At 65.7% G+C, this 20,914-nt stretch carries 21 protein-coding genes; 11 read left to right on the top strand and 10 right to left on the bottom strand.

Annotated features, from left to right (window positions below; genetic code table 11):
- Positions 1–10: 10 nt before the first annotated feature.
- The 6 genes from guaA to OJA40_RS03965 all read right to left on the bottom strand — a co-directional run bounded on the left by guaA (position 11) and on the right by OJA40_RS03965 (position 5,011).
- The gene (guaA, locus tag OJA40_RS03940) at positions 11–1,591 is read right to left on the bottom strand and encodes a glutamine-hydrolyzing GMP synthase (protein ID WP_208425894.1); all 1,581 of its coding nucleotides are present in this window, start codon (positions 1,589–1,591) and stop codon (positions 11–13) included.
- A gap of 117 nt (positions 1,592–1,708) precedes the next feature.
- On the bottom strand, positions 1,709–2,083 hold the full coding sequence (gcvH, locus tag OJA40_RS03945) for a glycine cleavage system protein GcvH (protein ID WP_208423231.1): 375 nt from the start codon (positions 2,081–2,083) through the stop codon (positions 1,709–1,711).
- 168 nt (positions 2,084–2,251) lie between these two features.
- A complete protein-coding gene (coaD, locus tag OJA40_RS03950; RefSeq protein ID WP_208425893.1) occupies positions 2,252–2,746 on the bottom strand; it encodes a pantetheine-phosphate adenylyltransferase in 495 nt (164 codons plus the stop codon).
- A gap of 33 nt (positions 2,747–2,779) precedes the next feature.
- Positions 2,780–3,394 carry an RsmD family RNA methyltransferase gene (locus OJA40_RS03955; protein ID WP_208425892.1) on the bottom strand — a complete coding sequence of 205 codons (615 nt, stop codon included), beginning with the start codon at positions 3,392–3,394 and terminating at the stop codon, positions 2,780–2,782.
- 144 nt (positions 3,395–3,538) lie between these two features.
- A complete protein-coding gene (locus OJA40_RS03960; protein ID WP_208425891.1) occupies positions 3,539–4,477 on the bottom strand; it encodes a hypothetical protein in 939 nt (312 codons plus the stop codon).
- 72 nt (positions 4,478–4,549) lie between these two features.
- The gene (locus OJA40_RS03965; protein WP_043552491.1) at positions 4,550–5,011 is read right to left on the bottom strand and encodes a hypothetical protein; all 462 of its coding nucleotides are present in this window, start codon (positions 5,009–5,011) and stop codon (positions 4,550–4,552) included.
- Between the two features lie 219 nt (positions 5,012–5,230).
- Between OJA40_RS03965 and OJA40_RS03970 the strand changes: the two genes are divergently transcribed.
- Both OJA40_RS03970 and era read left to right on the top strand, forming a co-directional pair.
- Entirely contained in the window at positions 5,231–5,962 is a 732-nt protein-coding gene (locus OJA40_RS03970) for a pyridoxine 5'-phosphate synthase (RefSeq protein ID WP_208425890.1), read from the top strand.
- A gap of 33 nt (positions 5,963–5,995) precedes the next feature.
- On the top strand, positions 5,996–6,910 hold the full coding sequence (gene era / locus OJA40_RS03975) for a GTPase Era (RefSeq protein ID WP_208425889.1): 915 nt from the start codon (positions 5,996–5,998) through the stop codon (positions 6,908–6,910).
- Between the two features lie 12 nt (positions 6,911–6,922).
- Here era and OJA40_RS03980 read toward each other — a convergent pair whose 3' ends face one another.
- Positions 6,923–8,101: a 4-phosphoerythronate dehydrogenase gene (locus tag OJA40_RS03980; RefSeq protein WP_208425888.1), complete on the bottom strand. Its 1,179-nt coding sequence runs from the start codon at positions 8,099–8,101 to the stop codon at positions 6,923–6,925.
- Between the two features lie 345 nt (positions 8,102–8,446).
- On the opposite strand from OJA40_RS03980, the gene OJA40_RS03985 reads away from it, so the two are divergent.
- A complete protein-coding gene (locus OJA40_RS03985) occupies positions 8,447–9,178 on the top strand; it encodes a cell wall hydrolase (protein WP_208425887.1) in 732 nt (243 codons plus the stop codon).
- Between the two features lie 86 nt (positions 9,179–9,264).
- Here the strand turns inward: OJA40_RS03985 and OJA40_RS03990 are convergent, their stop codons facing one another.
- Positions 9,265–9,921, bottom strand: coding sequence for an outer membrane beta-barrel protein (locus OJA40_RS03990; protein WP_208425886.1), 657 nt, complete (start codon positions 9,919–9,921; stop codon positions 9,265–9,267).
- A 347-nt stretch (positions 9,922–10,268) separates the two neighbouring features.
- Between OJA40_RS03990 and bshA the strand changes: the two genes are divergently transcribed.
- Positions 10,269–11,417, top strand: a complete 1,149-nt coding sequence (gene bshA / locus OJA40_RS03995; RefSeq protein WP_208425885.1) for an N-acetyl-alpha-D-glucosaminyl L-malate synthase BshA — start codon at positions 10,269–10,271, stop codon at positions 11,415–11,417.
- A gap of 10 nt (positions 11,418–11,427) precedes the next feature.
- On the opposite strand, the gene OJA40_RS04000 is transcribed toward bshA, so the two are convergent.
- A complete protein-coding gene (locus OJA40_RS04000; RefSeq protein ID WP_208425884.1) occupies positions 11,428–12,078 on the bottom strand; it encodes an MBL fold metallo-hydrolase in 651 nt (216 codons plus the stop codon).
- Between the two features lie 173 nt (positions 12,079–12,251).
- Between OJA40_RS04000 and OJA40_RS04005 the strand changes: the two genes are divergently transcribed.
- From OJA40_RS04005 to hpf, 7 genes are all read left to right on the top strand, one after another.
- Positions 12,252–13,685 (top strand): LptF/LptG family permease, encoded by a 1,434-nt coding sequence (locus OJA40_RS04005; protein ID WP_208425883.1) that lies wholly within the window; start codon positions 12,252–12,254, stop codon positions 13,683–13,685.
- Positions 13,686–13,734: 49 nt separating this feature from the next.
- Positions 13,735–14,403, top strand: coding sequence for a 16S rRNA (cytidine(1402)-2'-O)-methyltransferase (gene rsmI / locus OJA40_RS04010; protein WP_208426755.1), 669 nt, complete (start codon positions 13,735–13,737; stop codon positions 14,401–14,403).
- 76 nt (positions 14,404–14,479) lie between these two features.
- The gene (locus OJA40_RS04015; RefSeq protein WP_263809982.1) at positions 14,480–15,121 is read left to right on the top strand and encodes a thioredoxin family protein; all 642 of its coding nucleotides are present in this window, start codon (positions 14,480–14,482) and stop codon (positions 15,119–15,121) included.
- Between the two features lie 82 nt (positions 15,122–15,203).
- Positions 15,204–18,140, top strand: a complete 2,937-nt coding sequence (locus tag OJA40_RS04020) for a glycosyltransferase family 117 protein (RefSeq protein WP_208426754.1) — start codon at positions 15,204–15,206, stop codon at positions 18,138–18,140.
- Between the two features lie 283 nt (positions 18,141–18,423).
- Positions 18,424–18,756: a cold-shock protein gene (locus OJA40_RS15560; protein WP_208426753.1), complete on the top strand. Its 333-nt coding sequence runs from the start codon at positions 18,424–18,426 to the stop codon at positions 18,754–18,756.
- Between the two features lie 39 nt (positions 18,757–18,795).
- On the top strand, positions 18,796–19,269 hold the full coding sequence (gene ybeY / locus OJA40_RS04030) for an rRNA maturation RNase YbeY (RefSeq protein ID WP_263809983.1): 474 nt from the start codon (positions 18,796–18,798) through the stop codon (positions 19,267–19,269).
- A gap of 178 nt (positions 19,270–19,447) precedes the next feature.
- Complete coding sequence (gene hpf / locus OJA40_RS04035) at positions 19,448–19,768, top strand: ribosome hibernation-promoting factor, HPF/YfiA family (RefSeq protein WP_231847120.1); 321 nt, start codon at positions 19,448–19,450, stop codon at positions 19,766–19,768.
- 108 nt (positions 19,769–19,876) lie between these two features.
- Here the strand turns inward: hpf and metF are convergent, their stop codons facing one another.
- Positions 19,877–20,836, bottom strand: a complete 960-nt coding sequence (gene metF / locus OJA40_RS04040) for a methylenetetrahydrofolate reductase [NAD(P)H] (protein ID WP_208426750.1) — start codon at positions 20,834–20,836, stop codon at positions 19,877–19,879.
- Positions 20,837–20,914: the final 78 nt, after the last annotated feature.

Here is a 20,914-nt window from a genome sequence, read left to right on the forward strand (position 1 = left end):
CCTCGCAGCATTATTCCCACTCGATGGTGGCCGGCGGCTTGGAGCTCACGTCGTAGACAATCCGGTTGATGCCGGGCACCTCGTTGACGATGCGATTCGAGACGTGCCCCAGGAAGTCGTGGGGGAGGTGGGCCCAGTCGGCCGTCATGCCGTCCACGCTGGTTACGGCGCGCAGGGCGCACACGTTTTCGTAGGTGCGCTCATCCCCCATCACGCCCACCGCCTGCACCGGCAGGAGGACGGCGAAGGCCTGCCAGACCTCGTCGTAGAGGTCGTTGGCACGCAGCTCCTCGATGAAAATGGCGTCGGCCTCTCGCAGCAGGGCCAGCCGCTCCCGCGTAATTTGTCCGAGGATGCGAATGGCGAGGCCCGGCCCCGGGAAGGGATGCCGCCCCACGATGGGGGCGGGCACGTCCAGCAGGCGCCCGATCTCGCGCACCTCGTCCTTGAACAGCTCCCGAAAGGGCTCGATGAGGTCGAAGTCGAGCTCTTCGGGCAGCCCGCCGACGTTGTGGTGGGTTTTGATGGTGACGGACGGGCCCTTAAACGAGACGCTCTCGATGAGATCGGGGTAGAGCGTGCCCTGGGCGAGGTAGGTGGGGCGGTGTCCCAGGTCGGCCGCGATGGCCTCGGTCTGCTCCTCAAACACCTCGATGAACGTGTTGCCGACGATGGTTCGCTTCTCCTCCGGGTCCGTCACCCCGTCGAGCCGCTCCAGAAAGCGGTCCGTGGCGTCGGTGGTGCGCAGGTCCATCTCGAAGTGGCCGCGGAACGTCTCCTGCACCTGGTGCCACTCCCCCTTCCGCAGGAGGCCGTTGTTCACGAAGATGCAGTGGAGCTGATCGCCCAGGGCCCGCTGCAGAAGGGCGGCGGCGACCGACGAGTCCACGCCCCCGGAGAGCCCCAGGATGACGTGGCGATCCCCCACTCGGTCCCGAATCGTCTCGGTCTGCTCTTCCACGAACGAGGCGGGGGTCCAGTCGCCGCTGCACCCGCAGATCGCGTGCGCAAAGTTCTCCAGAATCTGGCGGCCGTAGTCCGTGTGCACCACCTCTGGGTGAAACTGCACGCCGTAGTAGGGCCCGTCGGTGTCGCGCACGGCGGCCACCGGGGCGTTGTCGGTCCGGGCAATCACCTCGTAGCCGTCGGGGAGGTCGGTCAGGTGGTCGCTGTGGCTCATCCAGACGGTCGAGCCGCTCGGCACGCCTTCGAAGAGAGGCGACTTCTCCTGCCCGTCCGGCGGCACCTGCAGCTGCGCCCGCCCAAACTCGCGCCGGTCGGCCCGGGCCACCTCGCCCCCAAACTGGTGGGCCATTGCCTGCAGGCCGTAGCAGATGCCCAGCAGCGGCACCGGGGTGCCGTCGGGGCGCTCCAGGTCGAGCAGGGCCGGGTCGAGGGCCGGCCCCGCCTCGTCGTAGACCGAGCAGGGCCCCCCCGACAGAATCACGCCGCTCGGGTTCAGGGCGTCGATCGCGTCCGCCGCGACGGTACAGGGGCGAATCTCCGAATACACGCCGGTCTCCCGCACCCGACGCGCGATGAGTTGCGTGTATTGCGAGCCGAAGTCCAGAACAACGATCTTATCGTGCATCGACACGGGGGTGGGGAGCGGCAAGTGTCAGCGTGCAGTGGCAATCAGGCGGGCCGTGCGCGCTCCGTCCCCAACGTAGCGGGGCGGGGCGCCACACGCAGCGTGTGCGGCGGGGAATCACGTGACCTCCGCGTAGGCGTCGGCCCCCATCAGCGCCTCCGCCTCGTCGGGCGCTGCGAGCTCGATCTCAATCATCCATCCGTCCCCGTACGGATCCTCATTTACGACCTCCGGCGAGAGCTCAAGCTCCGTGTTAATCGCCGTAATGGTCCCCCCGACGGGCATGTACAGCTCCGACACCGTCTTAACCGCCTCGACGGTCCCAAAGATGTCGTCCTGCCCGAGCTCCGTCCCCTCCGGCTCCAGCTCGACAAACACAATGTCGCCGAGCTCGCTCTGTGCAAAGTCCGTGATGCCCACGGTGGCCGTGCCGTTCTCGACGCGCAGCCATTCGTGATCGTCTGTGTAGTAAAGGTCGTCCGGCGTGTCCATTCGTCACGTAGGGGTAAGTGAGAGGTGTGTGCGTGGGTGAAGGTACGGGACGCAGCGGCAAATCAAAAGACCGCGCGTCCGGCCATGCACGGTCCGGCCCGCCCACCGGATGCATGCGAGAGGCGTCACAAGCGCCGTCGGCCACGGGACGGCGGGGGCCAGGCGCCGTTACGACCGGGCCGGCACGCCCTTCTGCTCCAGCGCCTCCACGACCGGGGGCGGCACGAATTTCGAGACGTCTCCGTCCCACCGATGGGCGTCCCGCACCATCGAGGAGCTAATGAGGGCGTACTCCTCGGAGGTCATGAAGAACACGGTCTCCAGCTCCGGGGCCAGCTTCCGGTTGGCGAAGGCCATGCGGAATTCCGCGTCGAAGTCGCTCACCTGGCGGAGCCCCCGCACCAGGGCCACCGCCCCCACCTTCTGCGCCCGATCCACGATGAGCCCCTGGTGGGCCTGCACCTCCACCCCCTCCAGGTCGTCGGTGCACCGCCGCACGAGCGCCGTGCGCTCCTGGGTCGAGAAGAGGGTTTCTTTTTCGAGATTCACGCCCACGGTCACCTCCACACGGTCGAAGACGCGGAGGGCCCGCTCTAGAACGTCCCGGTGGCCGAACGTGAAGGGGTCAAACGTGCCGGGGTACAGGGCAAAGTTCGGGTCCATGCAGGGGCAGGTGGGGGCAGCGCGTGCAGCAGGCTAAGGCGTCGTCGGGGAGGACTCCGGGGCCGACTCTACGTCGTCCGTCGCGTCCCCCGCGGCCTCGTCTTCGGGGGGGAGCGGGGGGCGAAACAGACTCACGATGGTGCGCCCGTAGGACCGACTCGTCATCAGCCGGGGATGCTCGTCGAACCAGTCGTGCGAGCTGTGTTCGAGCGTGAAGACCCCATCGGGATCGAGGTGGGGCACCGCCAGGTCGGGCATGTCCTGCATGGCGTCCAGCTTGTAGGGCGGGTCCGCCATGATGAGGTCGAGGGCCGGCCCCTGGTAGGTCCGCAGGTACTCCACGGCATCCCCCTGTATGAAGATGCATTTGTCCGCCACCCCGATCTTCTCGGCGTTTTCGCGGGCGTAGTTGATGACCTCACGCTTCCGCTCCACGAACGTCACGAGCTCCGCCCCCCGGCTGATGGCCTCCAGGCCGAGTGCACCCGTGCCGCAGAAGAGGTCGAGCACCTCTGCGCCTTCGAGGTAGATGCGGGCGTCGATGAGCCCGAACAGGGCCTCGCGCGTCCGGGCCGTCGAGGGGCGCGTCTCGTGGCCGGAGGGGGTCTTGAGACCGTGGCCGCCAAACCGGCCGGCAATGAGTTTCATGATGGATTGGACGTGACAGGTGAGCGGATGCGGTGAGGAGGTCCTGCAGCCGACAAGCCTTGAAAGTGGTAAACGGCTGTGGGGGGAAGAGATCCCCAACGGCGGTGCCGTCCGGGCTCCCCCTTCGGTCCTCGCGTCCCTCTTTCACTCCGCAGACAGGGCCAGGGCCCCGCCGATGCACGGCACGTACTCCCCGGGCTGCTCCGCGTCCGGCTCCCAGATGCGATGCAGGCGGCCGAACGGGTCAAGCAGAGTGGGGGCGTCCCCGAACACCGACTCGAAAGGGCCGCCGGCCACGGCGTCGACCTCCGACCCGTACGCAACGAGGGCCTCAAGCGCATCCGGCGCCACCCCAATTCGGTTAAGCATCCCCACGGCGTAATAGGCTTGATCTTCGGCCGTCGGGGCGTTTTGGGCCGCGTGGGCGTGGTGCCAGCTGCCGTTCCGCGTCAGGGCGTATTCGGTGTGTCCTGCATACTGCCCAATTGCGAGTCGATACTCGTCTGCATCGTCCGCCGACGTCGTCTGCGTTCCATCCTCCTCCGATATCTCCAACAGATGGGCCGCCGCCTCCGCGCTGAGGATGCGCCCGGTGGTGTCCATCCCAGGGACCTCGGCGAACAGGGTCTCCATGCGCGCCTCGACCTGCTGCGGCACGGCCAGCACATGCACCCATTCGATCGTCTCACCGTCCTCCACGACCGTACGCACCGGTCTCGACACGGTATGGAGGGCGTCGGGCGACCGGGTGTTCGTGACCAGGGCCGCCTGGTACGCCACACGTCGATCGCGCTCCTCCGCCGAGAGCCCTTCGGGAAGCGGCATGAGAAAGCTGTAGGCATCCACCGGATGGAGCACCAGGCCCGCCGTCGATGCGTCGGTGTCGTCAAAAATGCGGGACAGGGCGGCCGTGATCGCGTCGAGGGGCTCAGGGCTGGTGTCGCCCCACAGGACACGCGCGACGTCCACCTCAAAGGTCTCTGCCCCAAACCGCCGGAGATCTACGTCCGCCCCGTCCCGCGTCACCTCGGCGTACCGCACCGTCGGGCCCTGAATGTGAACCGCGGCCGAGATCGACTGCATAGCTGTTCGGTCCTGCCTGCGTGCGTGCACGTCCTGCGTCCTCAGGCCCTCGGGCCGCCCCAGTCTACGGGGCTACTCCCAGCTGGCCGCGTTGGCCTGCGTGGGATCGCCGGTCAGGGTGCCAATCTGATCGTCGGTGTCCGGGTCTTCGAGCAGGTAGGTTTCAACCCGTCCCGTGTCGCTCACGGCGTACTGGAAGCGGTTGCCCGTCCGCGGCGAAAACAGCAGGGAGTCGAGGTTGATTGATCGTCCAAACACACTGTCCTGTCGGGCCGCCAGCACCGAATCGCTGCGAATGTGCTGGAGCAAAATATTCAGCGAATCCGGGTACGATGCGCTGTCCCGCTCGTAGTCGACGAGCGCCGTGCGAACGTTCGTCATGCGCTGGCGGGTCTGCTCCGTCAGTCGCTGCTCCCGCTCGATGCGCTCGTAGGGCTCGGTGATCGACTGGTATAAGAAGTAGGTAAGGCCGACAATTACGACCACCAGGAGGGCCTGAATGGCAGTCTGGATCGTTCCGCTGCTCGTAGCCATGAAAGCCGTTCGTTCGTGTTGGCAAAAAGATGACCGGGTGAACTTTCCGCTCTGCGCGAAGTGGGGAGCGCGAAAAGGCGGAAAATGTGGTGACGGATCCGAAAATAGGGGGCTCTTCCGCGAAATGCAATTCCCTGCACGCCCTTCAAAAAACAAGAGGTCCGTGTTCGGAGTTGAAGCCGTCGCATTTGCACCCTCGCAATCAGCCGTGTTTTCCTCGTGACGAACCTGCTCATCAACGTTGACCATGTGGGCACCCTCCGCAATGCCCGAGAGGAGACCTTCCCCGACCCTGTGCACGCCGCCGCGCGCTGTGAGCAGGCCGGGGCGGACGGGATTGTGTTCCACCTTCGTGAGGACCGCCGGCACATTACGGAACGGGACGTGCGGCTCCTGGCCGAGACCGTAAATGGCAAGCTCGACTTTGAGCTGTCCACCGAGGAGGAGGTGGTCTCCATCTGCTGCGACGTGGTGCCGGATCTGGCCACGCTGGTGCCCGAGCGGCGCGAGGAGGTCACCACGGAGGGCGGGCTCGACGTCACGGCGAGCCGTCCCCGCCTCGACGCCGTTACGGACCGCCTCTACGACGCCGGCGTGGACCAGGTCAGCCTCTTCGTCGACCCGGTCCCGGCCCAAATCGAGGCCACCGCCGCGGTGGGCGCCAACTGCGTGGAGCTTCACACCGGCGACTTTGCCGAGGCCTCCACGGAGGCCGCCCGGCGCGAGGAGGCCGAGCGGTTGGCCGCGGCCGCCGACGCGGCCCACGAGGCAGGCCTTCGGGTGCACGCCGGGCACGGGCTGGACTACAACAACTTTTCTCTCTTCCGGGGGACGGTCCCTCACGTCGCCGAGGTGTCCATCGGCTTTGCCGTGATGGCCCGCGCCATTCTCGTGGGCATGGACCAGGCGGTTCGCGACATGCGTGCAACCGTCGCGAACGCTCAGCCGTAGACCCTCCGTTCCCGATCACCTCCTCCTCTTTCCATGGAGCACTCCGAGCCCCTCTTCGACGACATTTCCGACGACCACGCCAGCGGCTACGTCGCCATCGTGGGCAAGCCCAACGTGGGCAAGAGCACGTTGATGAACGCCCTGCTCGGCGAAAAGCTGTCGATCGTCACCAAAAAGCCGCAGACCACCCGGCACCGCGTCCTCGGCATCCACTCGGGGGCGGAGCACCAGGCCATCTTTCTGGACACGCCGGGCATCATCGAGCCGCGCTACGCGCTCCACGAAACCATGATGGGGCAGGTGCAGGGGGCCATTCGGGACGCCGACCTGCTGCTCTTTCTGCACGAGGCCACCCAGGACGAGCCGGACACGCAGAGCCTGAAGAAAATTGGCGACACGCCGGCATTTCTGGTCCTCACCAAGATGGACCTGATCCCGAAGGAGCAAACCCTCCCCCTCGTGGAGTCCTACGAGGACCGCCGCGCCTTCGACGAGGTGGTGCCGACCTCGGCCAAGGAGGGCTTCAACCTCCAGACCCTCCTCCACCTCGTGCTGGACACCCTGCCGGAGGGCCCGCCCTTCTACCCGAAGGATCGGATCAGCGAGCACCCGGAGCGCTTCTTCGTCGCCGAGATGATCCGGGAGAAGGTGTACAAGCACTACCACCAGGAAATCCCCTACTCCGTGCAGGTCAACATCGTGGCCTACGAGGAACGGCCCGAGGGGACAAAGGACTACATCGACGCCGAGATCGTCGTCATGGAGGAGTCGCACAAGGGCATCCTCATCGGCGAGGGGGGAAAGGCCCTCAAGAAGGTGGGCACAACGGCCCGCGAGGACATCGAGGCGTTCGTTCAAAGCCCCGTGTACCTGAACCTGCACGTGAAGGTGCAGGAGAACTGGCGCGACCGGAAGACCGTCCTCCGCTCCTACGGCTACCGGACGTAGCCTCGCAGGGCCTCAGTCGAGCTTCATCTTCAGCCCCTCCGTGACGGCCTGCTCGTGCTCGGCGGGAACGGCCGCCGCCGGGACCGTGTGTTGCTGCATCTCACGTCGGCGGCGGTAGCCGGCTCGAAGTTGCGCGAATGCTTCGCCCCGTGCATCCGGCCCCAGTTTCACCAGGTCTCGGAGGGACGCGTCGTCGACCGCGGGGTCGTAGGCCTGTCGTGCGAGCTCGAAGCGCCACTCTGTCGCGGACAGCCGGGGGTCCGGGGCCCGGCCCCGCAGCGCGTCCGCCGAGGCGGGACGGATGGCGTCCGTACCCGCCCACTGTGCCTCCGCCCCCAGCGCCTCACAGAGCGCCTCGTACAGCATTTCCGTGCCCCGCACCTTCCCGTCGTAGGCGTACCCGGCGATGTGGGGCGTTGCCAGGTCTACGGCCTCGATGAGCGCCGGGTTGGGCGACGGCTCATTCTCCCACACGTCCAGCACCGCCGCCGCCACGTCTCCCCGCCGCCGGGCCGCGAGGAGCGCATCCCCGTCCACGACCGCACCGCGCGAGGTGTTCAGGAGCCACGCCCCGTCGCCGAGCCGATCCAGGAACGCCGCGTCCACCAGATGATGGGTCGGATCGGGCCCGGACGCCTTCAGCGGAACGTGCAGCGTCACGACGTCGGCCGCCCCGAGCACCGTATCGAGAGGCACAAATTCGGGGCCCGGGCCGTCTGCGGCGGCGGCCCGCGCTCGGGGGGGATCATTTCGGAGGACTTCCATCCCCAGCGCCGAAAGCCGACGGGCGAGACGCCCTCCGATGTTGCCGCATCCCACAATGCCGACCGTTCGCGCCTCCAACGCCCCCCCACGGCGACGAGCCAGTCCGAGCAGCGCCGCCACCACGTAATCGGCAACCGAGTCGGCGTTTGAGCCCGGGGCGTGCGCGAACGGGATGCCCTGTGCTCGCAGGTAGTCCCGGTCAACGTGGTCCGTCCCGATGGTCGCCGACCCGACGAACCGGAGGGACGTTCCGTCCAGTAGCGCCGGCCCGACGGGCGTTACGCTCCGCACGAGGAGCACATCCGCCGCCGCGACGTCCGACGTCGTCATCTCGCGCCCGGGCATCCGGCGCACCGTCCCAAATTGCCCGAAGGCGTCCTCGACACGAGGAATGTTGGCGTCCGCAAGAATTTGCAGGCTGGTCACAGGTTTGAGAACAAGGTGAGTTCACGAGTACATCGTAGGGGCCCGCCCGCAAAAAGCGCTTTTGTTAAGAACGTACTGAGGATAGATCAAGCATCAAGGAACGGATTGTCAACGGCCGGACAACCGGGCATGAAGAAGAGACTTACCCTCACAAGTACCTGCTTTTTCAGAAGGTTACGGAGAATACCCACAGGAAACCTAGGTCGACCCCCATGGTTTCTCATGATGCAGTCACGAAATGATTGCACGAAAACATATCTTGGCCGCGCACGCCTTTTGGCGGGTCTCAGGGCTTTGTGACCCCGGGCGGCGCCTCGATGGCCTTCGAATAGCACACACCGGTATATGAGCAAACGTACGATTCTTCTCTGCGCATCCGTCGGCACGCTTGTCTTTTCGGCGGGGTCGGTGTCTCCGAACTCCGACCCCAGAACCGGCATCGGCGCTCCCCGGCACGCATCGGTTGCCGAGGCGAGCCCCGCCGGTGCAGGCGGCGACAAGGCCTCCGCCCTGCAGCAGCTGTCCGCCGCCTACGCTCCCGCCACGCCCCGCGCCGCGGGGGCGGGCGCAGGGCCCGAGCTCGATGCCCCCGGGGAAGAATCGTCCGTGTTGCTCCCTGCCCCGACCAACCTCGAAGAGCCCACCCTGTGGCTGGCCCGGGCCATCTACTCGGAGACGAAGCTGCCCCACGAGCAGGAGCTGGTCGCCTGGGTGGTGCGCAACCGCGTGGAGACCGCCTACCGGGGCCGCCGCACCTACCGGGCGGTCGTGCTGGATCCCTACCAGTTTAGCGCCTTCAACCCCGGGGCCGCGAAGCGGGCCCGCTACCTGCGGCTCCAGCCGGAGGCCCCGCTCCCGCGGTGGCGGCAGGCCCTCTGGGTGGCCCGCTACGTGCGGCACGCCGAGGGGCGGGCCTACCGTCCGTTTCCGGTCGAGACGCGGCATTTCTACAGCGAGCGGTCGATGCGGGGGCGGGCGGTGCCCTACTGGGCGGAGCGGGGGGGCTTTGTGGCGCCGGACCCCGGCCGGTACGCGGTCGAGGAGCGGCGCTTCCGGTTCTTTAAGCAGATCTCGTAGGACCTGAGCCCACACAGCACGGCCCGCCGTCGGACGAAACCGACCGCGGGCCATGAGGAAAGCTGTCGTATGTTTGTAACTGGGGCCTAGAACAGTACGTTTAGACGGAGGGCGTAGGCACTGAGCTGCCGATCGCTCGGCGAAAAGTTTTTGCCGGCAACCTGAAAGTCGCCACTGATGTAGTCGGACGCCCCGAACTCATACCGAAATTCCGGCTGAAGGGTCAATCCCACTCCCGGAACGGACACGTCGGCCCCAACACCAATGTTAAAGGTAAAGGATACGTCCTCGAAGTTATCGTCAAGGCTGTCTTCACTGCCTTGAGGAAGAAATACGTTCGGCCCGCCCACGACATATGGACTTACGAACGGGAACGAGAAGACGGTTGCGCGAACATCGACCGGGACCTCGAAGGCCGTCACGTCGAGGTCGTCAACGTTCGAATCCGGAACGTCTGAGAAGTCATAGCTCCCGACCTTTCGGTAGAACAGCCCGGGGCGCAGGCTCACGGGGCCAATGCTGAAATCATATACGGCCCCGACGTGGTATCCGGTCGAGGTGCTCTGCACGTCTTGGGCGTTTGCGGCGCCCTGAATATCACTCACGGAGTCGAAATGTGCACCAGCAGCGATTCCGAACTGGGCCTGCGCCGGAGCCGCACTGAGCCCGACCAGAAGAAGGACGAGGAGGGCGGAATACGCGGTCTGTTTCGTATACGCGGTCTGTTTCGTAGAAGCGTGCATGGGGGAACTGGGTTGACTGATCAAGAGTGTGCGTATGGGACGTGGGCCGTCAGTGTCGGGCCCCAGGGATTCTCTATCAGGAAGGGCGCGTCCTGCTTCCGAAAAGTAACGATTCCGGCGCAAAATTCCCACGCGTCCTGGGGGGCAGCCGGCCCCTTCTCTCTCCGACGGGACCGTACGGGGCCAGGCCGAGGCGACGCCGTGCTGTTACGATTTGCCGCCGAAACAGCCGCGGGAAACGGGACCTGCAACCTCCCTCCGGAGCACGAGTAGAGACCACGGGCCGCCCCGAAGCCCCGACGTTTCCTCCCACCGTTTTGTTGAGAAAGCCCCCGCTGTAGCCTCCCATGAAAGTTGGAATCACGTGCTACCCCACCTACGGCGGTAGTGGGGTCGTGGCCACCGAACTCGGCAAGGCCCTCGCCGAGCGCGACCACGAAATCCACTTCATCGCCTCGGATCTTCCCTTCCGGCTCTCCCACGTGGCCGGCAACATCTTCTTCCACGAGGTCAATGTCCAGAGCTACCCGCTCTTCGACTACCCGCCCTACACCCTCTCGCTCACCAGCAAGATGGTGGACATTGCCAAGCACGTGGGGCTCGACCTGCTGCACGTGCACTACGCGCTGCCCCACGCGTCGAGCGCCGTGATGGCCCAGCAGATTCTGGGCGCGGAGGACCTGGACCTCCCCATCGTGACCACCCTCCACGGCACCGACATCACACTCATTGGGCGGGACCCCTCGTTCGCCCCCGTCGTCACGTGGTCGATCAACGAGTCCGACGGGGTGACCGCCGTCTCCGACTACCTCCGCCAGGAGACCTACGACCACTTTGAGGTCTCGGAGGACGTCGAGGTGATTCCCAACTTCATCGACACCGATCGCTTCGTGCGCCAGGACAAGGAGCACTTCAAGCAGGCGCTCTGCCCGAACGGAGAGAAGGTCATCGTGCACGTCTCCAATTTTCGCCCCGTCAAGAACACCGACCAGGTGGTGGAGGTCTTCCACCGACTGCAGAACGGGACGTCAAACGTGAAGCTGCTGCTGGTGGGCGACGGCCCGGACCGCGTGCCCACGGAGCGGAAGGCACGGGAGCTTGGGGTGTACGACGACATCCGCTTCCTCGGAAAACAGGACCCGATCGAAGAGATTCTGTCGATCGCCGATGTCTTCCTGATGCCGAGCGGCTCGGAGACCTTCGGCCTGGCCGCCCTGGAGGCGATGGCCTGCGAGGTGCCCGTCGTGGCCAGCGACGTCGGCGGGCTGCCGGAGCTGGTCGTGCACGGGGAGACCGGGTTCCTCTGCCCGCTCGATGACGTCGACGCGTTCACCGAACACACCCGGACGCTCCTCCACGACGAGGACCAGCACGCCGAGATGGCCGCGGCGGCACGGACGCGGGCGGTGGAGACCTTTGACATCGACCGCGTGGTGCCGCTGTACGAAGACTACTACGAGCGCGTCCGGTCGGGCACCGTTCACACCGGCGCCTAGACCGCGCCGACTACGCCCGGAGGGCCTCCTGCACGAAGGGATTCTGGGCGCGCTCCCGGCCGATGGTCGTCGCGGGGCCGTGGCCGGGATAAATCGTGACGTCGTCGCCGAGGGGGAGCAGCGTCTCGGTCACCGAATCTAGGAGCTGTGCACGGGACGTTTCCGGAAGGCCCTGCGTCCGGCCGATCGAGTTCTGAAACAGGACGTCTCCCGTGAGCGCCTGTCGGCCCGGGCGGTCGACGAAGGAGATGGAGTCGGGGGAATGGCCCGGCGTGTGCAACACCTCGAGGGTGACGTCGCCGAACGAGACGGTGTCTCCCTCCGCGAGATGGGCCGTGGGCACCGACGGCGGGTCGACCTCCACCCCGAACGCCGTGGCCTGCTCCTCCGCTCGCTCGATGAAGGGCACGGCGGCCTCGTGGGCCTTGAACCGCTGCCCAAACGCCTCTTCGAAGAACGTGCACCCGAAGATGTGATCCACATGGGCGTGGGTGAGGAGCAGGTGCTGCACGTCAAGGCCCTGCTCCTCGATGACGGTCATCACCTGCTCGCATTCGGCCTCGGTCTCGCAACTCGCGTCGACGAGCACCGCCTCGCCCTGATCGTGGCAGAGATAGGCGTTCGTCATGAAGGAGCTGAACGTAAACGGCTCGACCTGCATCCGGATCGTGGGGGATGTTGGGACGGGACTGGACGGATATCCCCAATTCCTCACGCCCTTCGAAGATCCAACGGCTGCCGGCCGGGCGCCGCCGAGGCCCGCCCCGAACATGCGATTTGCACCGGGCGTTTGTACGCTCCTTCAAGCAGGGACCTCTACGACGATACGCCTGCATGCTGCGCCGCCTCCACTGGATCGTACTGCGTCGGCTCCCGGGGCCCTTTTTCGGGTGGCTGGGCACGCTCATGTTTCTGCTGCTGATGCAGTTTTTGATTCGGTGGCTGCCTGAGATTGCGGGAAAAGGGATTCCCGTTTCCGTCATCGTTGAGCTAATCGCCTACAACCTGGCGTATATGGTGGTGCTGGCGGTGCCGATGTCGGTGCTGCTGGCCGCCCTGATGGCGTTCGGGGAGCTGGCCGAGTCGCAGTACTACACCGTCATCAAGAGCACCGGCATCTCCTTCGGCCAGATCGTGTGGCCGGCGCTCGTGGTGGCCGCCCTCCTCATGGGGGGCATGCTCTACTTCAACAACGTCATGCTCCCGGAGGCAAACCACCGGGCCCGCCAGCTCTGGAGCGACATTCGGGGCAAGCGGCCCGGCTTCGAGCTCCGGCCGGGCATCTTCTACGAGGACATGGAGGACTACAGCATTCTGGTGCAGGACCGTCCGCCGGGAACCAACAAACTGATCGACGTGACCATCTACGACTACACCCAGGGGCGGGACCGGCAGGCCGTCATCAAGGCCGAGCGCGGCGTCATTGAGTCGAGGGCCGGGGGCGCCCGCCTCACCCTCTCCCTCCGGAACGGAGAGATGCATCGGCCTCTGCCCCCGGACGCGAACAACCGGTCGGAGCGGTACGAGCGGCTTACGTTCGACCGCCACCGCATTCGGTTTACCCTCTCGAACGTCGTCTTCCGGCGCTCGGAATCGGGAGAGACTGCCCGTTCCACCCGCACCATGCGCACCCCGCGGCTGCTCGACACGCTCGATTCCCTGAAGACGGAGCGAGACGCGCGGTACCAGACCCTCTACGAGCGGACGCAGGACGAGCTGTCTCCGTCGGTCGCCGACTCGGCCGCCGCGGACACGTCGGCCCCGCCCCCCATCGCCCCGGCGCACCCGTCGTCCTACCTGGCCCTCGCCGACCTCAACGCCGACGCGCGCCGGTCGGTGGTGTCGCCGGCGGTTCAACGCGCACGGTCGGCACAGTCCGCCATTCAAAACATCCGACGGGACACGGAGTGGCAGAGCCGGCGCATTCGAAGCTACCAGGTTGAGTTCTACAAAAAGTTCTCGATCGCGCTCGCCTGTCTCATCTTTATGGTTGTGGGGGCGCCACTGGGCCTTGCGCTGCGCCGGGGCGGGCTCGCTACGATCGGGGCCGTCGCGCTTGGCATCTTCATGTTGTACTGGATTACGCTCGTGCAGGGGGAGAAGCTGTCGGAACGGGGCTTCTTCCCGCCGTGGCTGGGCATGTGGATCGCCAACCTCCTCATGTCCGGCGCGGGCCTCTGGCTGATCCTGTACGTCGTCCTCGACCTGGGCGCCACCCCGCCGCTGCGCCGGCGCCTCTGGGAGTGGCTGCGCTCGCTTCGGTCGTAGGCCCTCTCGGGACGCGATGCCCATCCCCTCTCTGCTCCCCCCCCCGCCTATGCTCTATCTGGTGCCCACCCCCATCGGCAACCTGGACGACATTACGCTGCGCGCCCTCCGGGTCCTTCGGGAGGCGGACCTGATTGCCTGTGAGGACACCCGGACCTCCGGCCGCCTTCTGGACCACCACGACGTGGACACCCCCACCACGAGCTACCACGAACACAACGAGCGCGAAAAGACGCCCGAACTGCTCACTCGCATGCGCGTGGGACGCGACATCGCCCTCATCAGCGACGCCGGCTCGCCCGGCATCTCGGATCCAGGGTTCTACATCGCCCGCGCCTGCTGGGAAGAAGACATCGAGGTGCAGGCCCTCCCCGGCCCCACGGCCCTCGTCCCGGCGCTCACCGCCAGTGCCCTCCCCAGCGACCGTTTCGTCTTCGAGGGCTTCCTGCCCAAAAAGCAAGGGCGCCAGACCCGCCTGACGACGCTGGCGGAGGAGCCGCGCACCGTCGTCCTCTACGAGTCCCCCCACCGGCTGCTACGCACCCTCGACGATCTCATCGAGCACGTCGGGGCCGACCGCAGGGCCGCCGTGGCCCGGGAGCTCACGAAAAAATACGAAGAAGTCGAACGAGGAACGCTCAAAGAGGTGCGGTCGTATTTCGGGGGGTATAAGAAAGTACGGGGCGAGTGCGTTGTGGTCGTTGACGGGGCATCCTGACTCCGTGTGTCGCTCGCCCTGGGCGCCCCCGAAGACACCCTCCCGAAGCCTCCGTGCACCCGCACCAATCGTGCTCGTGAGATCGTCTCTCCTTGCTCTTCTGAGTCTCGCCCTCATGGCGGTCGCCCCCGCCCACGCGCAGGAGGCGTCGGAAGAGTGTACGGTCGGCCAACTGGAAATGACGAGCTCGTCTTCGTCCTCCGCGTCCCCGGGCAGGCGCCCCGACTCGTCCGCCACGCGGGCCAAGCGGTCCGCCGTCACCGATCCACGCCCCGCCGTGTCGGTAGCCCCCACGACAGAGGCGGAGTCCTTCGTGCAGAACCGCATCGAGGAGGACGGCCTCCACGTGGTCCACTTCTGGGCCCCCTGGTGTGCCAATTCACGGAACGAGCTGGACAACGGCTGGGCCGGCCTCGTCGCCGACAACCCGGACGTCACGTTTACGTTCGTCACTGTATGGAACGACGACGAGAGCGGGGCCGCGATGCTGAACGACTACAACCTTCCGGACCGGGTCGTCGAGGTGACCCAGCCGGACCTCGGCCCGAGCGACACAGAGGCAAATCGGCGGTACGCCTTCCTCGGGCTCCCCGTCACCTGGATTCCGTCGACCTGGATTTTTCACAGCAACGGGGAACTCGCCTTCGCCATGAACTACGGCGAGATGGAGATGCAGACTGTTCAGAGGCTCCTCAACGCGACGAGCGCAGACTGGTAGCCTTCGTCCTCGGGGCGGCCGTGCCCCGCCCCGTACCTCCCGATATTCGCGCGCTTCTCGACACCAACGCCGTTCCGTTAGGATGAATCGGAAGAGGATTGACCGTCTTACCGCTGGGCTCGTCTTTCTTTGGGCGCTCGGCCTGTACGTGGCGACCGTTGCACCGACCGTCTCGTTTTGGGACCCCGGGGAGCGCATCGCAAGTGCCTACACCCTCCAGGTAATGCACCCGCCGGGGGCACCGTTCTACCTGCTGTTGGGCCGGCTCTTCGCCATGCTGGCCCCGTCGCAGGAAACGGTCGCCCTGGCAGTCAACCTGCTCTCGGTCCTGGCCAGCGCCGGGACGGTCCTGCTCGCCCACCTGGTCATCGTCCGCCTCGTGCGGCGATGGCAGGGCGATCGGAGTGCGCTCGACACGGGGCCCTACGTCATTTCCCTCGCGAGCGGGGTGGTCGGGGCCGTGGCCTTTTCGGTGAGCGACTCCTTCTGGTTCAACGCGGGCATTGCCGAGGTCTACGCCCTCTCAACCTTCTTTACCGCGCTGGTCGTGTGGCTCGTGTTGCGGTGGAGCGACGCGGCCCGTGCGGAGGAGGCGCAGCGGGGCGGCAGCCGACAGCCGTTCCAACTCAACGCCAACCGCTACCTCGTCCTCATTGCCTTTCTTTTCGGCATGGCCACCGGGGTCCACCTCCTGAGCCTGCTGGCGTTCTTCTTCGTCGCGTTCATCGTGTTCTTTACGGAGTTTGACCGCGAGCACTGGACCTCCCGCCAGCGCTGGCTCCGCATCGTCGGGGCGGGGGCCGTCGCCTCCCTCCTGTTCTTCAGCATCTATCCGGGCCTCATCGTGGGGCTGCCCAGCCTCTTCGCGTCCGTCGGGGCCCCGTTCCTCACGGCAATCGTCCTCGGCCTCGTCCTCGCCTACGGGGTCTATGCCACCCACCAGCGGCGCATGCCGGTGGCCAACCTGGCCTTCATGTGCGTCACGGTGATCTTTATCGGCTACGCGTCCTACGCGCTCGTCTTCGTCCGGAGCGCGACCGATCCGCCGATCGACATGAACGACCCGGACACCATCGAGAAGTTCATCTCGTATCTGGAGCGGGAGCAGTACGGCGACACGCCGCTCCTGCAGGGCGTCACCTTCAACGACGAGACCGGCCAGGTGAGCCGCCGCGACGGCGAGTCGACCCTCTTCCCCCGGCGCCACTCCGTAGACCCTCAGCACTGGAAGGTCTACAAACGCTACGACTCCGACCTGGAGTTCTTCGTCGACTACCAGGTGGGGTACATGTACGTCCGGTACTTCCTCTGGAACTTCTCGGGGCGCGCGAGCGACGTGCAGGGGGCGCCCTGGATCACCGGCATCCCCGGGCTCGACCAGCACGCCAACACCCAATCGCTGGAGACCCCGAGCGAGAAGGAGTCGCGGAACGTGTACTTCGCCCTGCCGCTCCTTCTGGGGCTGTTCGGCGCCTTCTACCACTTCGGCCGCGACTGGCGGCGGGCATTTAGCGTCTTCGTGCTGTTCTTTATCACGGGCATCGGCATCATCATCTACCTGAACCAGACGCCGATGCAGCCGCGCGAGCGGCACTACTCGTACGTCGGGAGCTTTTTCGCCTTTAGCCTGTGGATCGGGATTGGGGCCGGGGGGGTGATGCAGATGGCCTACGAATCCGTCCGCGACTCGCTGTCCGGAGTCGCCCGGCTGATGCCGGCCCTCGGGGCCGGGCTGCTCGTCTTCATGGCCGTCCCCGGCTGGATGACGCTGGAGAACTACGGCGACCACGACCGCTCCGAGAACTACGTGCCGCGCGACTACGCGCACAACATGCTCACCAGCGTCGAGGAGAACGGCATTCTGTTCACCAACGGCGACAACGACACCTACCCGCTGTGGTACCTGCAGACCGTCGAGGGGGTGCGGAAGGACGTGCGCGTGGTGAACCTGTCGCTGCTGAACACGAAGTGGTACGTGCGCCAGCTCAAGAACGAGGCCGCGTACGCGTCGGAGCCCCTGCCCATCTCCCTGTCGGAGGACCGGATCGACCAACTGGGCTACCGGCGTTGGAAGCCCAAGCAGATGAAACTGCCGGTGGACACCGACGCCCTCCAGTCCGACCTTGCCGCCTACCTGCCCGACTCCTCCGCCGCCTCGCGCCTCGAAAGCCCAATGGCCTGGGAGCTGAAGGGCCGTCCGTTCCGGCAGGACACGCGCATCCTGCAGACCGCCGACGTGGTCACCTACGACATGCTGCGGACCAACGCGCAGAACGGATGGTCCCGCCCCCTGTACTTCGCCGTCACGGTGGCTCGCTCCGGACAGCTTGGCCTCAGCAACTACTTTCAACTGGAGGGCCAGGCCTACCGCGTGCTTCCCATCAAGCACAACAGCCCCCTCGGCCGGGTCATTCCGGGCCTGACCGACGAGCGCATGGCGGACTTCCGGTTCACCAACCTGAGTGACTCAACCGTCTACTACAACGAAAATGCACGGCGGATGATCGACGGGTATCGCCTGCACTACTCCCACGCCGCCGAACAGCTGGGGCAGAAGGGCCACTCGGACACCGCCGGGCGCCTCCTGACCGACTTTACGGAGGCGGTGCCGTTCTCGACCATCCCGGCCGACATGCAGACGCTCTTCTTTACCGCCCGGGCCTACCAGAGCCTGGGCCGAACCGACAAGGTGGCCGGCCTCCTCGCCGACGCCGAACCCATGGTGTTCGATCGGCTCCGGTCGGCAAGCTCGCGCCGCCGGTTCAGCCGGGCCCTCCAGTACGCGGGCCGGGTTCGCTCTTCCTACCTGAAGGCCAACCAGACGGGCGCCCTCGAGTCTTTCGACCAGGAACTTGAGCGGGTGCTGGCCGACGCCTCCTTCCAGGTCCCCGCCCGGGTGCGTCAGGCGTACGGCCTCGCCAGTGACTCGGCACGGGAGCCGTCCCGGATGCCCGCCGTGCCGGGCGCTCCGCCGAGCACTCCATCCCAACAGCCCGACCAGCCCGCCTCGAATGAGTAGCCCCTGGGGGCCTTCGGCGTCGCTGCGTCTTTGCCTTGACAGAGGGACCGACCCAGACTATATTTAGCGGCAGTTATCACGTCGCGTCGTACCTTCCCGTGTTTTGCAGGGTGCCGCGTGCGTGAGACTGCGTGTGACCGTTTCCTGATCTTTCTGGGATTCACCTCACACCACCCTAGACATCCGCCGGGGCCCGGTGCGTACTGGTATTTCGCCGCATCCCTTTTCCCCCGCGCGGACGAATCTTTCGGGACGATCCAGTCACTGTGATTGAATCGATATTATGAGGACAAGCACGGTCAAGTGGTTCGACGCCAAGAAAGGGTACGGATTTATTCATCACCCCGACGACGGCGAGGACGTCTTCGTCCACTACTCGAATATTCAGTCGGACGACGATTTCAAGACCCTGAAGAGCGACCAGCCCGTCCGCTTCGAGATGAACGATGGGCCGAAGGGCCTCCATGCCCTGGAGGTGTCTCCCCTGGACGACGAGGAGACGCCTTCTGCGGACGACGACAATGAGCCGGAACTCACGCCCGCGGACGTCGACCCCACCGCCACCGTCGATCCGTCTCCGTCCGGCAACGAATCCTCGTCGGATTCGTCGTGGTAGCCTTCTCGCGTACTCCCTCCAGTCCACCCGTCCGGCGCCGTGCCCCCCGAGTACCCGGAGCCCCTTTCGATTGAACAAGACCATCCCTCCCGTGAACTCGATGCAGGGACCCTTCGGCACGTAATCCGCCATGTGGTGGACGCGGAGGGGGCGTCACTGACCCACTTGAGCCTGGTGCTCACCGACCACGATACGGTTCGCCGCCTGAACCAGTCGTACCTCGACCACGACTACGACACGGATGTGCTCTCCTTCTCGCTCCGGGAGGGGCCCGCCCCTTCGTCTGGGGCCTCCGGGGCGGGGGTTGAGGGGGAGGTGTACGTGGATCTGGACACGGCGGCCGAGCGCCACGACGAGTTCGATGCGTCGTTCGAGCGCGAGGCCTACCGGTACGTCGTGCACGGCCTTCTGCACCTCGTCGGGTACGACGACGCACAGCCGGCGGGGCAGGACGAGATGCGGGAGAAAGAGGACCAGTACCTCAACGCCGTGCTGCCGGCCCCTTCCTCTTGACGGGCGGGCCTGTGAGGAGGTTGGGCTTCAGTGCGGGCCGGAAGGCCCCCGGAATCCACCGCCGGTCGTGCCCGTGGAACCATTTCCCGTATCTTAGAATGTGAAAATGTCCCTTCGGGCACAGAGGGGAGCGGCGGGGGCTGCCTCGTCTACCCACTCACAACAGAGGGCCCGCCTTATGGCTTTCCAGACCCAAGTCACGACCCGTCACGTCGACGTGAGCGATCGCGTCCACGAGTATGCCCGGGACCGCACCGCCAAGCTGGAGCAGTTCTACGACGGGATTACCGGCGCACACGTCATTCTCGGGAAGGACAACTCCCCCGCCGAGAACAAGACCGCCTCAATCAACATCGACGTGTATCAGAAGCGCCTCTCGGCCGAGGACGCGGCGAGCAGCCACGAGGAGGCGATCAACCTATGCGTGGACCACCTGCGCCGGCAGCTTGAAAAATACAAGGCCAAGCTCCGAAGCAAAGACAAGGACGCCCACCGATAGCACCTGCCGACAACGACATCCCTTTCGACGGGCTCGGCACCGGCATCCCGGCCGCCGGGCCCGTCTTTTGTTCTGGAGGTGGGCCCCCTCCTGCGCCACCTCTCCCTCCTACGCCACCTCTTCGTGCATGGGCTCCACGACCTTCTTGACCGTGTCCGCGCTCGACATGATGTAGAAGTGGATGCCCGGAACCCCCGCTTCCATCAGTTCTCGGGCCTGGCGGATCGCCCAGTTGACACCAATTCGCTCCACGTCGTCGGGGTCCGCCGCGTCCACCTCCGCAGCGAGCTCCTCCGGAATCTCCGTGTGAAAGTACTTCGGCAGGAGCCGCAGGTGACGCTTCCGCTTCAGGATCTTTAGTCCGGGGACGATGGGGACTTCGATGCCCACCTCTCGGCACTTGTCGACGAAGTTGAAGAAGTACTCGTTGTCGAAGAACATCTGCGTCACGATGTAGTCGGCCCCCGCGTCGACCTGCTCCTTGAGCCGCATGATGTCCCAGGCGAGGTTCGGGGCTTCGAAGTGCGTTTCGGGGTATCCCCCCACGCCCACGCAGAAGTCCGTCGGCTCGGCGTCCATGAGGTCCTCCAGGTACGTCCCCTCATTCATGTCCTGAATCTGCCGCACGAGGTCCATCGCGTATTCGTTGCGCGACCGGTTGCCCGAGATGGACTTCTCGTAGCCGTTGTCGTCCCCCCGAATGGCAAGCACGTTCTCGACCCCGAGGTAGTTAAGCTCGATGAGGGCATCCTCCGTTTCCTCGCGCGTGAATCCCTTGCAGAGGATGTGGGGAACGGTATCGATGTCGAAGCGTGCCTCGATGGCCGCGCAGAGGCCGATCGTTCCGGGCCGCTTCCGCTTTACGCAGCGCGTCCAGGTTCCGTCGTCTTTCTGCTTGTATTCCACCTCCGCCGAGTGACTGGTAACGTCGATGAACGGCGGCTCGTAAGGCATCAACTCCTCAACCACGCCTAGAATCTGGTCCGCCGACCCGCCCCGCTTGGGGGGAATGATTTCGTACGAAATCAGGGGCTCCGATTCGCGATCAAAATGCTCGGTAACCTTCATGCGGTCCGTGATATTCGGTTACGAATTTGCTTGATTGTAGCCGGACGTCATTGTACGCCAACCGTCATACTTTCCAAA

This window comes from Salinibacter pepae, assembly GCF_947077775.1.
GTDB classification, from domain to species: Bacteria; Bacteroidota; Rhodothermia; order Rhodothermales; family Salinibacteraceae; genus Salinibacter; species Salinibacter pepae.

What these genes read in the sequence shown, in the direction of transcription:
- OJA40_RS03965 (WP_043552491.1), bottom strand. Translation starts at nt 5,011, where the DNA reads ATGGCTACGAGCAGCGGAACGATCCAGACTGCCATTCAGGCCCTCCTG.
- OJA40_RS03990 (WP_208425886.1), bottom strand. Translation starts at nt 9,921, where the DNA reads ATGCACGCTTCTACGAAACAGACCGCGTATACGAAACAGACCGCGTAT.
- OJA40_RS04005 (WP_208425883.1), top strand. Translation starts at nt 12,252, where the DNA reads ATGCTGCGCCGCCTCCACTGGATCGTACTGCGTCGGCTCCCGGGGCCC.
- OJA40_RS15560 (WP_208426753.1), top strand. Translation starts at nt 18,424, where the DNA reads ATGAGGACAAGCACGGTCAAGTGGTTCGACGCCAAGAAAGGGTACGGA.
- coaD (WP_208425893.1), bottom strand. Translation starts at nt 2,746, where the DNA reads ATGGACCCGAACTTTGCCCTGTACCCCGGCACGTTTGACCCCTTCACG.
- rsmI (WP_208426755.1), top strand. Translation starts at nt 13,735, where the DNA reads ATGCTCTATCTGGTGCCCACCCCCATCGGCAACCTGGACGACATTACG.
- guaA (WP_208425894.1), bottom strand. Translation starts at nt 1,591, where the DNA reads ATGCACGATAAGATCGTTGTTCTGGACTTCGGCTCGCAATACACGCAA.
- OJA40_RS03960 (WP_208425891.1), bottom strand. Translation starts at nt 4,477, where the DNA reads ATGCAGTCGATCTCGGCCGCGGTTCACATTCAGGGCCCGACGGTGCGG.
- hpf (WP_231847120.1), top strand. Translation starts at nt 19,448, where the DNA reads ATGGCTTTCCAGACCCAAGTCACGACCCGTCACGTCGACGTGAGCGAT.
- OJA40_RS04020 (WP_208426754.1), top strand. Translation starts at nt 15,204, where the DNA reads ATGAATCGGAAGAGGATTGACCGTCTTACCGCTGGGCTCGTCTTTCTT.
- gcvH (WP_208423231.1), bottom strand. Translation starts at nt 2,083, where the DNA reads ATGGACACGCCGGACGACCTTTACTACACAGACGATCACGAATGGCTG.
- OJA40_RS04000 (WP_208425884.1), bottom strand. Translation starts at nt 12,078, where the DNA reads ATGCAGGTCGAGCCGTTTACGTTCAGCTCCTTCATGACGAACGCCTAT.
- metF (WP_208426750.1), bottom strand. Translation starts at nt 20,836, where the DNA reads ATGAAGGTTACCGAGCATTTTGATCGCGAATCGGAGCCCCTGATTTCG.
- bshA (WP_208425885.1), top strand. Translation starts at nt 10,269, where the DNA reads ATGAAAGTTGGAATCACGTGCTACCCCACCTACGGCGGTAGTGGGGTC.
- era (WP_208425889.1), top strand. Translation starts at nt 5,996, where the DNA reads ATGGAGCACTCCGAGCCCCTCTTCGACGACATTTCCGACGACCACGCC.
- OJA40_RS03955 (WP_208425892.1), bottom strand. Translation starts at nt 3,394, where the DNA reads ATGAAACTCATTGCCGGCCGGTTTGGCGGCCACGGTCTCAAGACCCCC.
- OJA40_RS03985 (WP_208425887.1), top strand. Translation starts at nt 8,447, where the DNA reads ATGAGCAAACGTACGATTCTTCTCTGCGCATCCGTCGGCACGCTTGTC.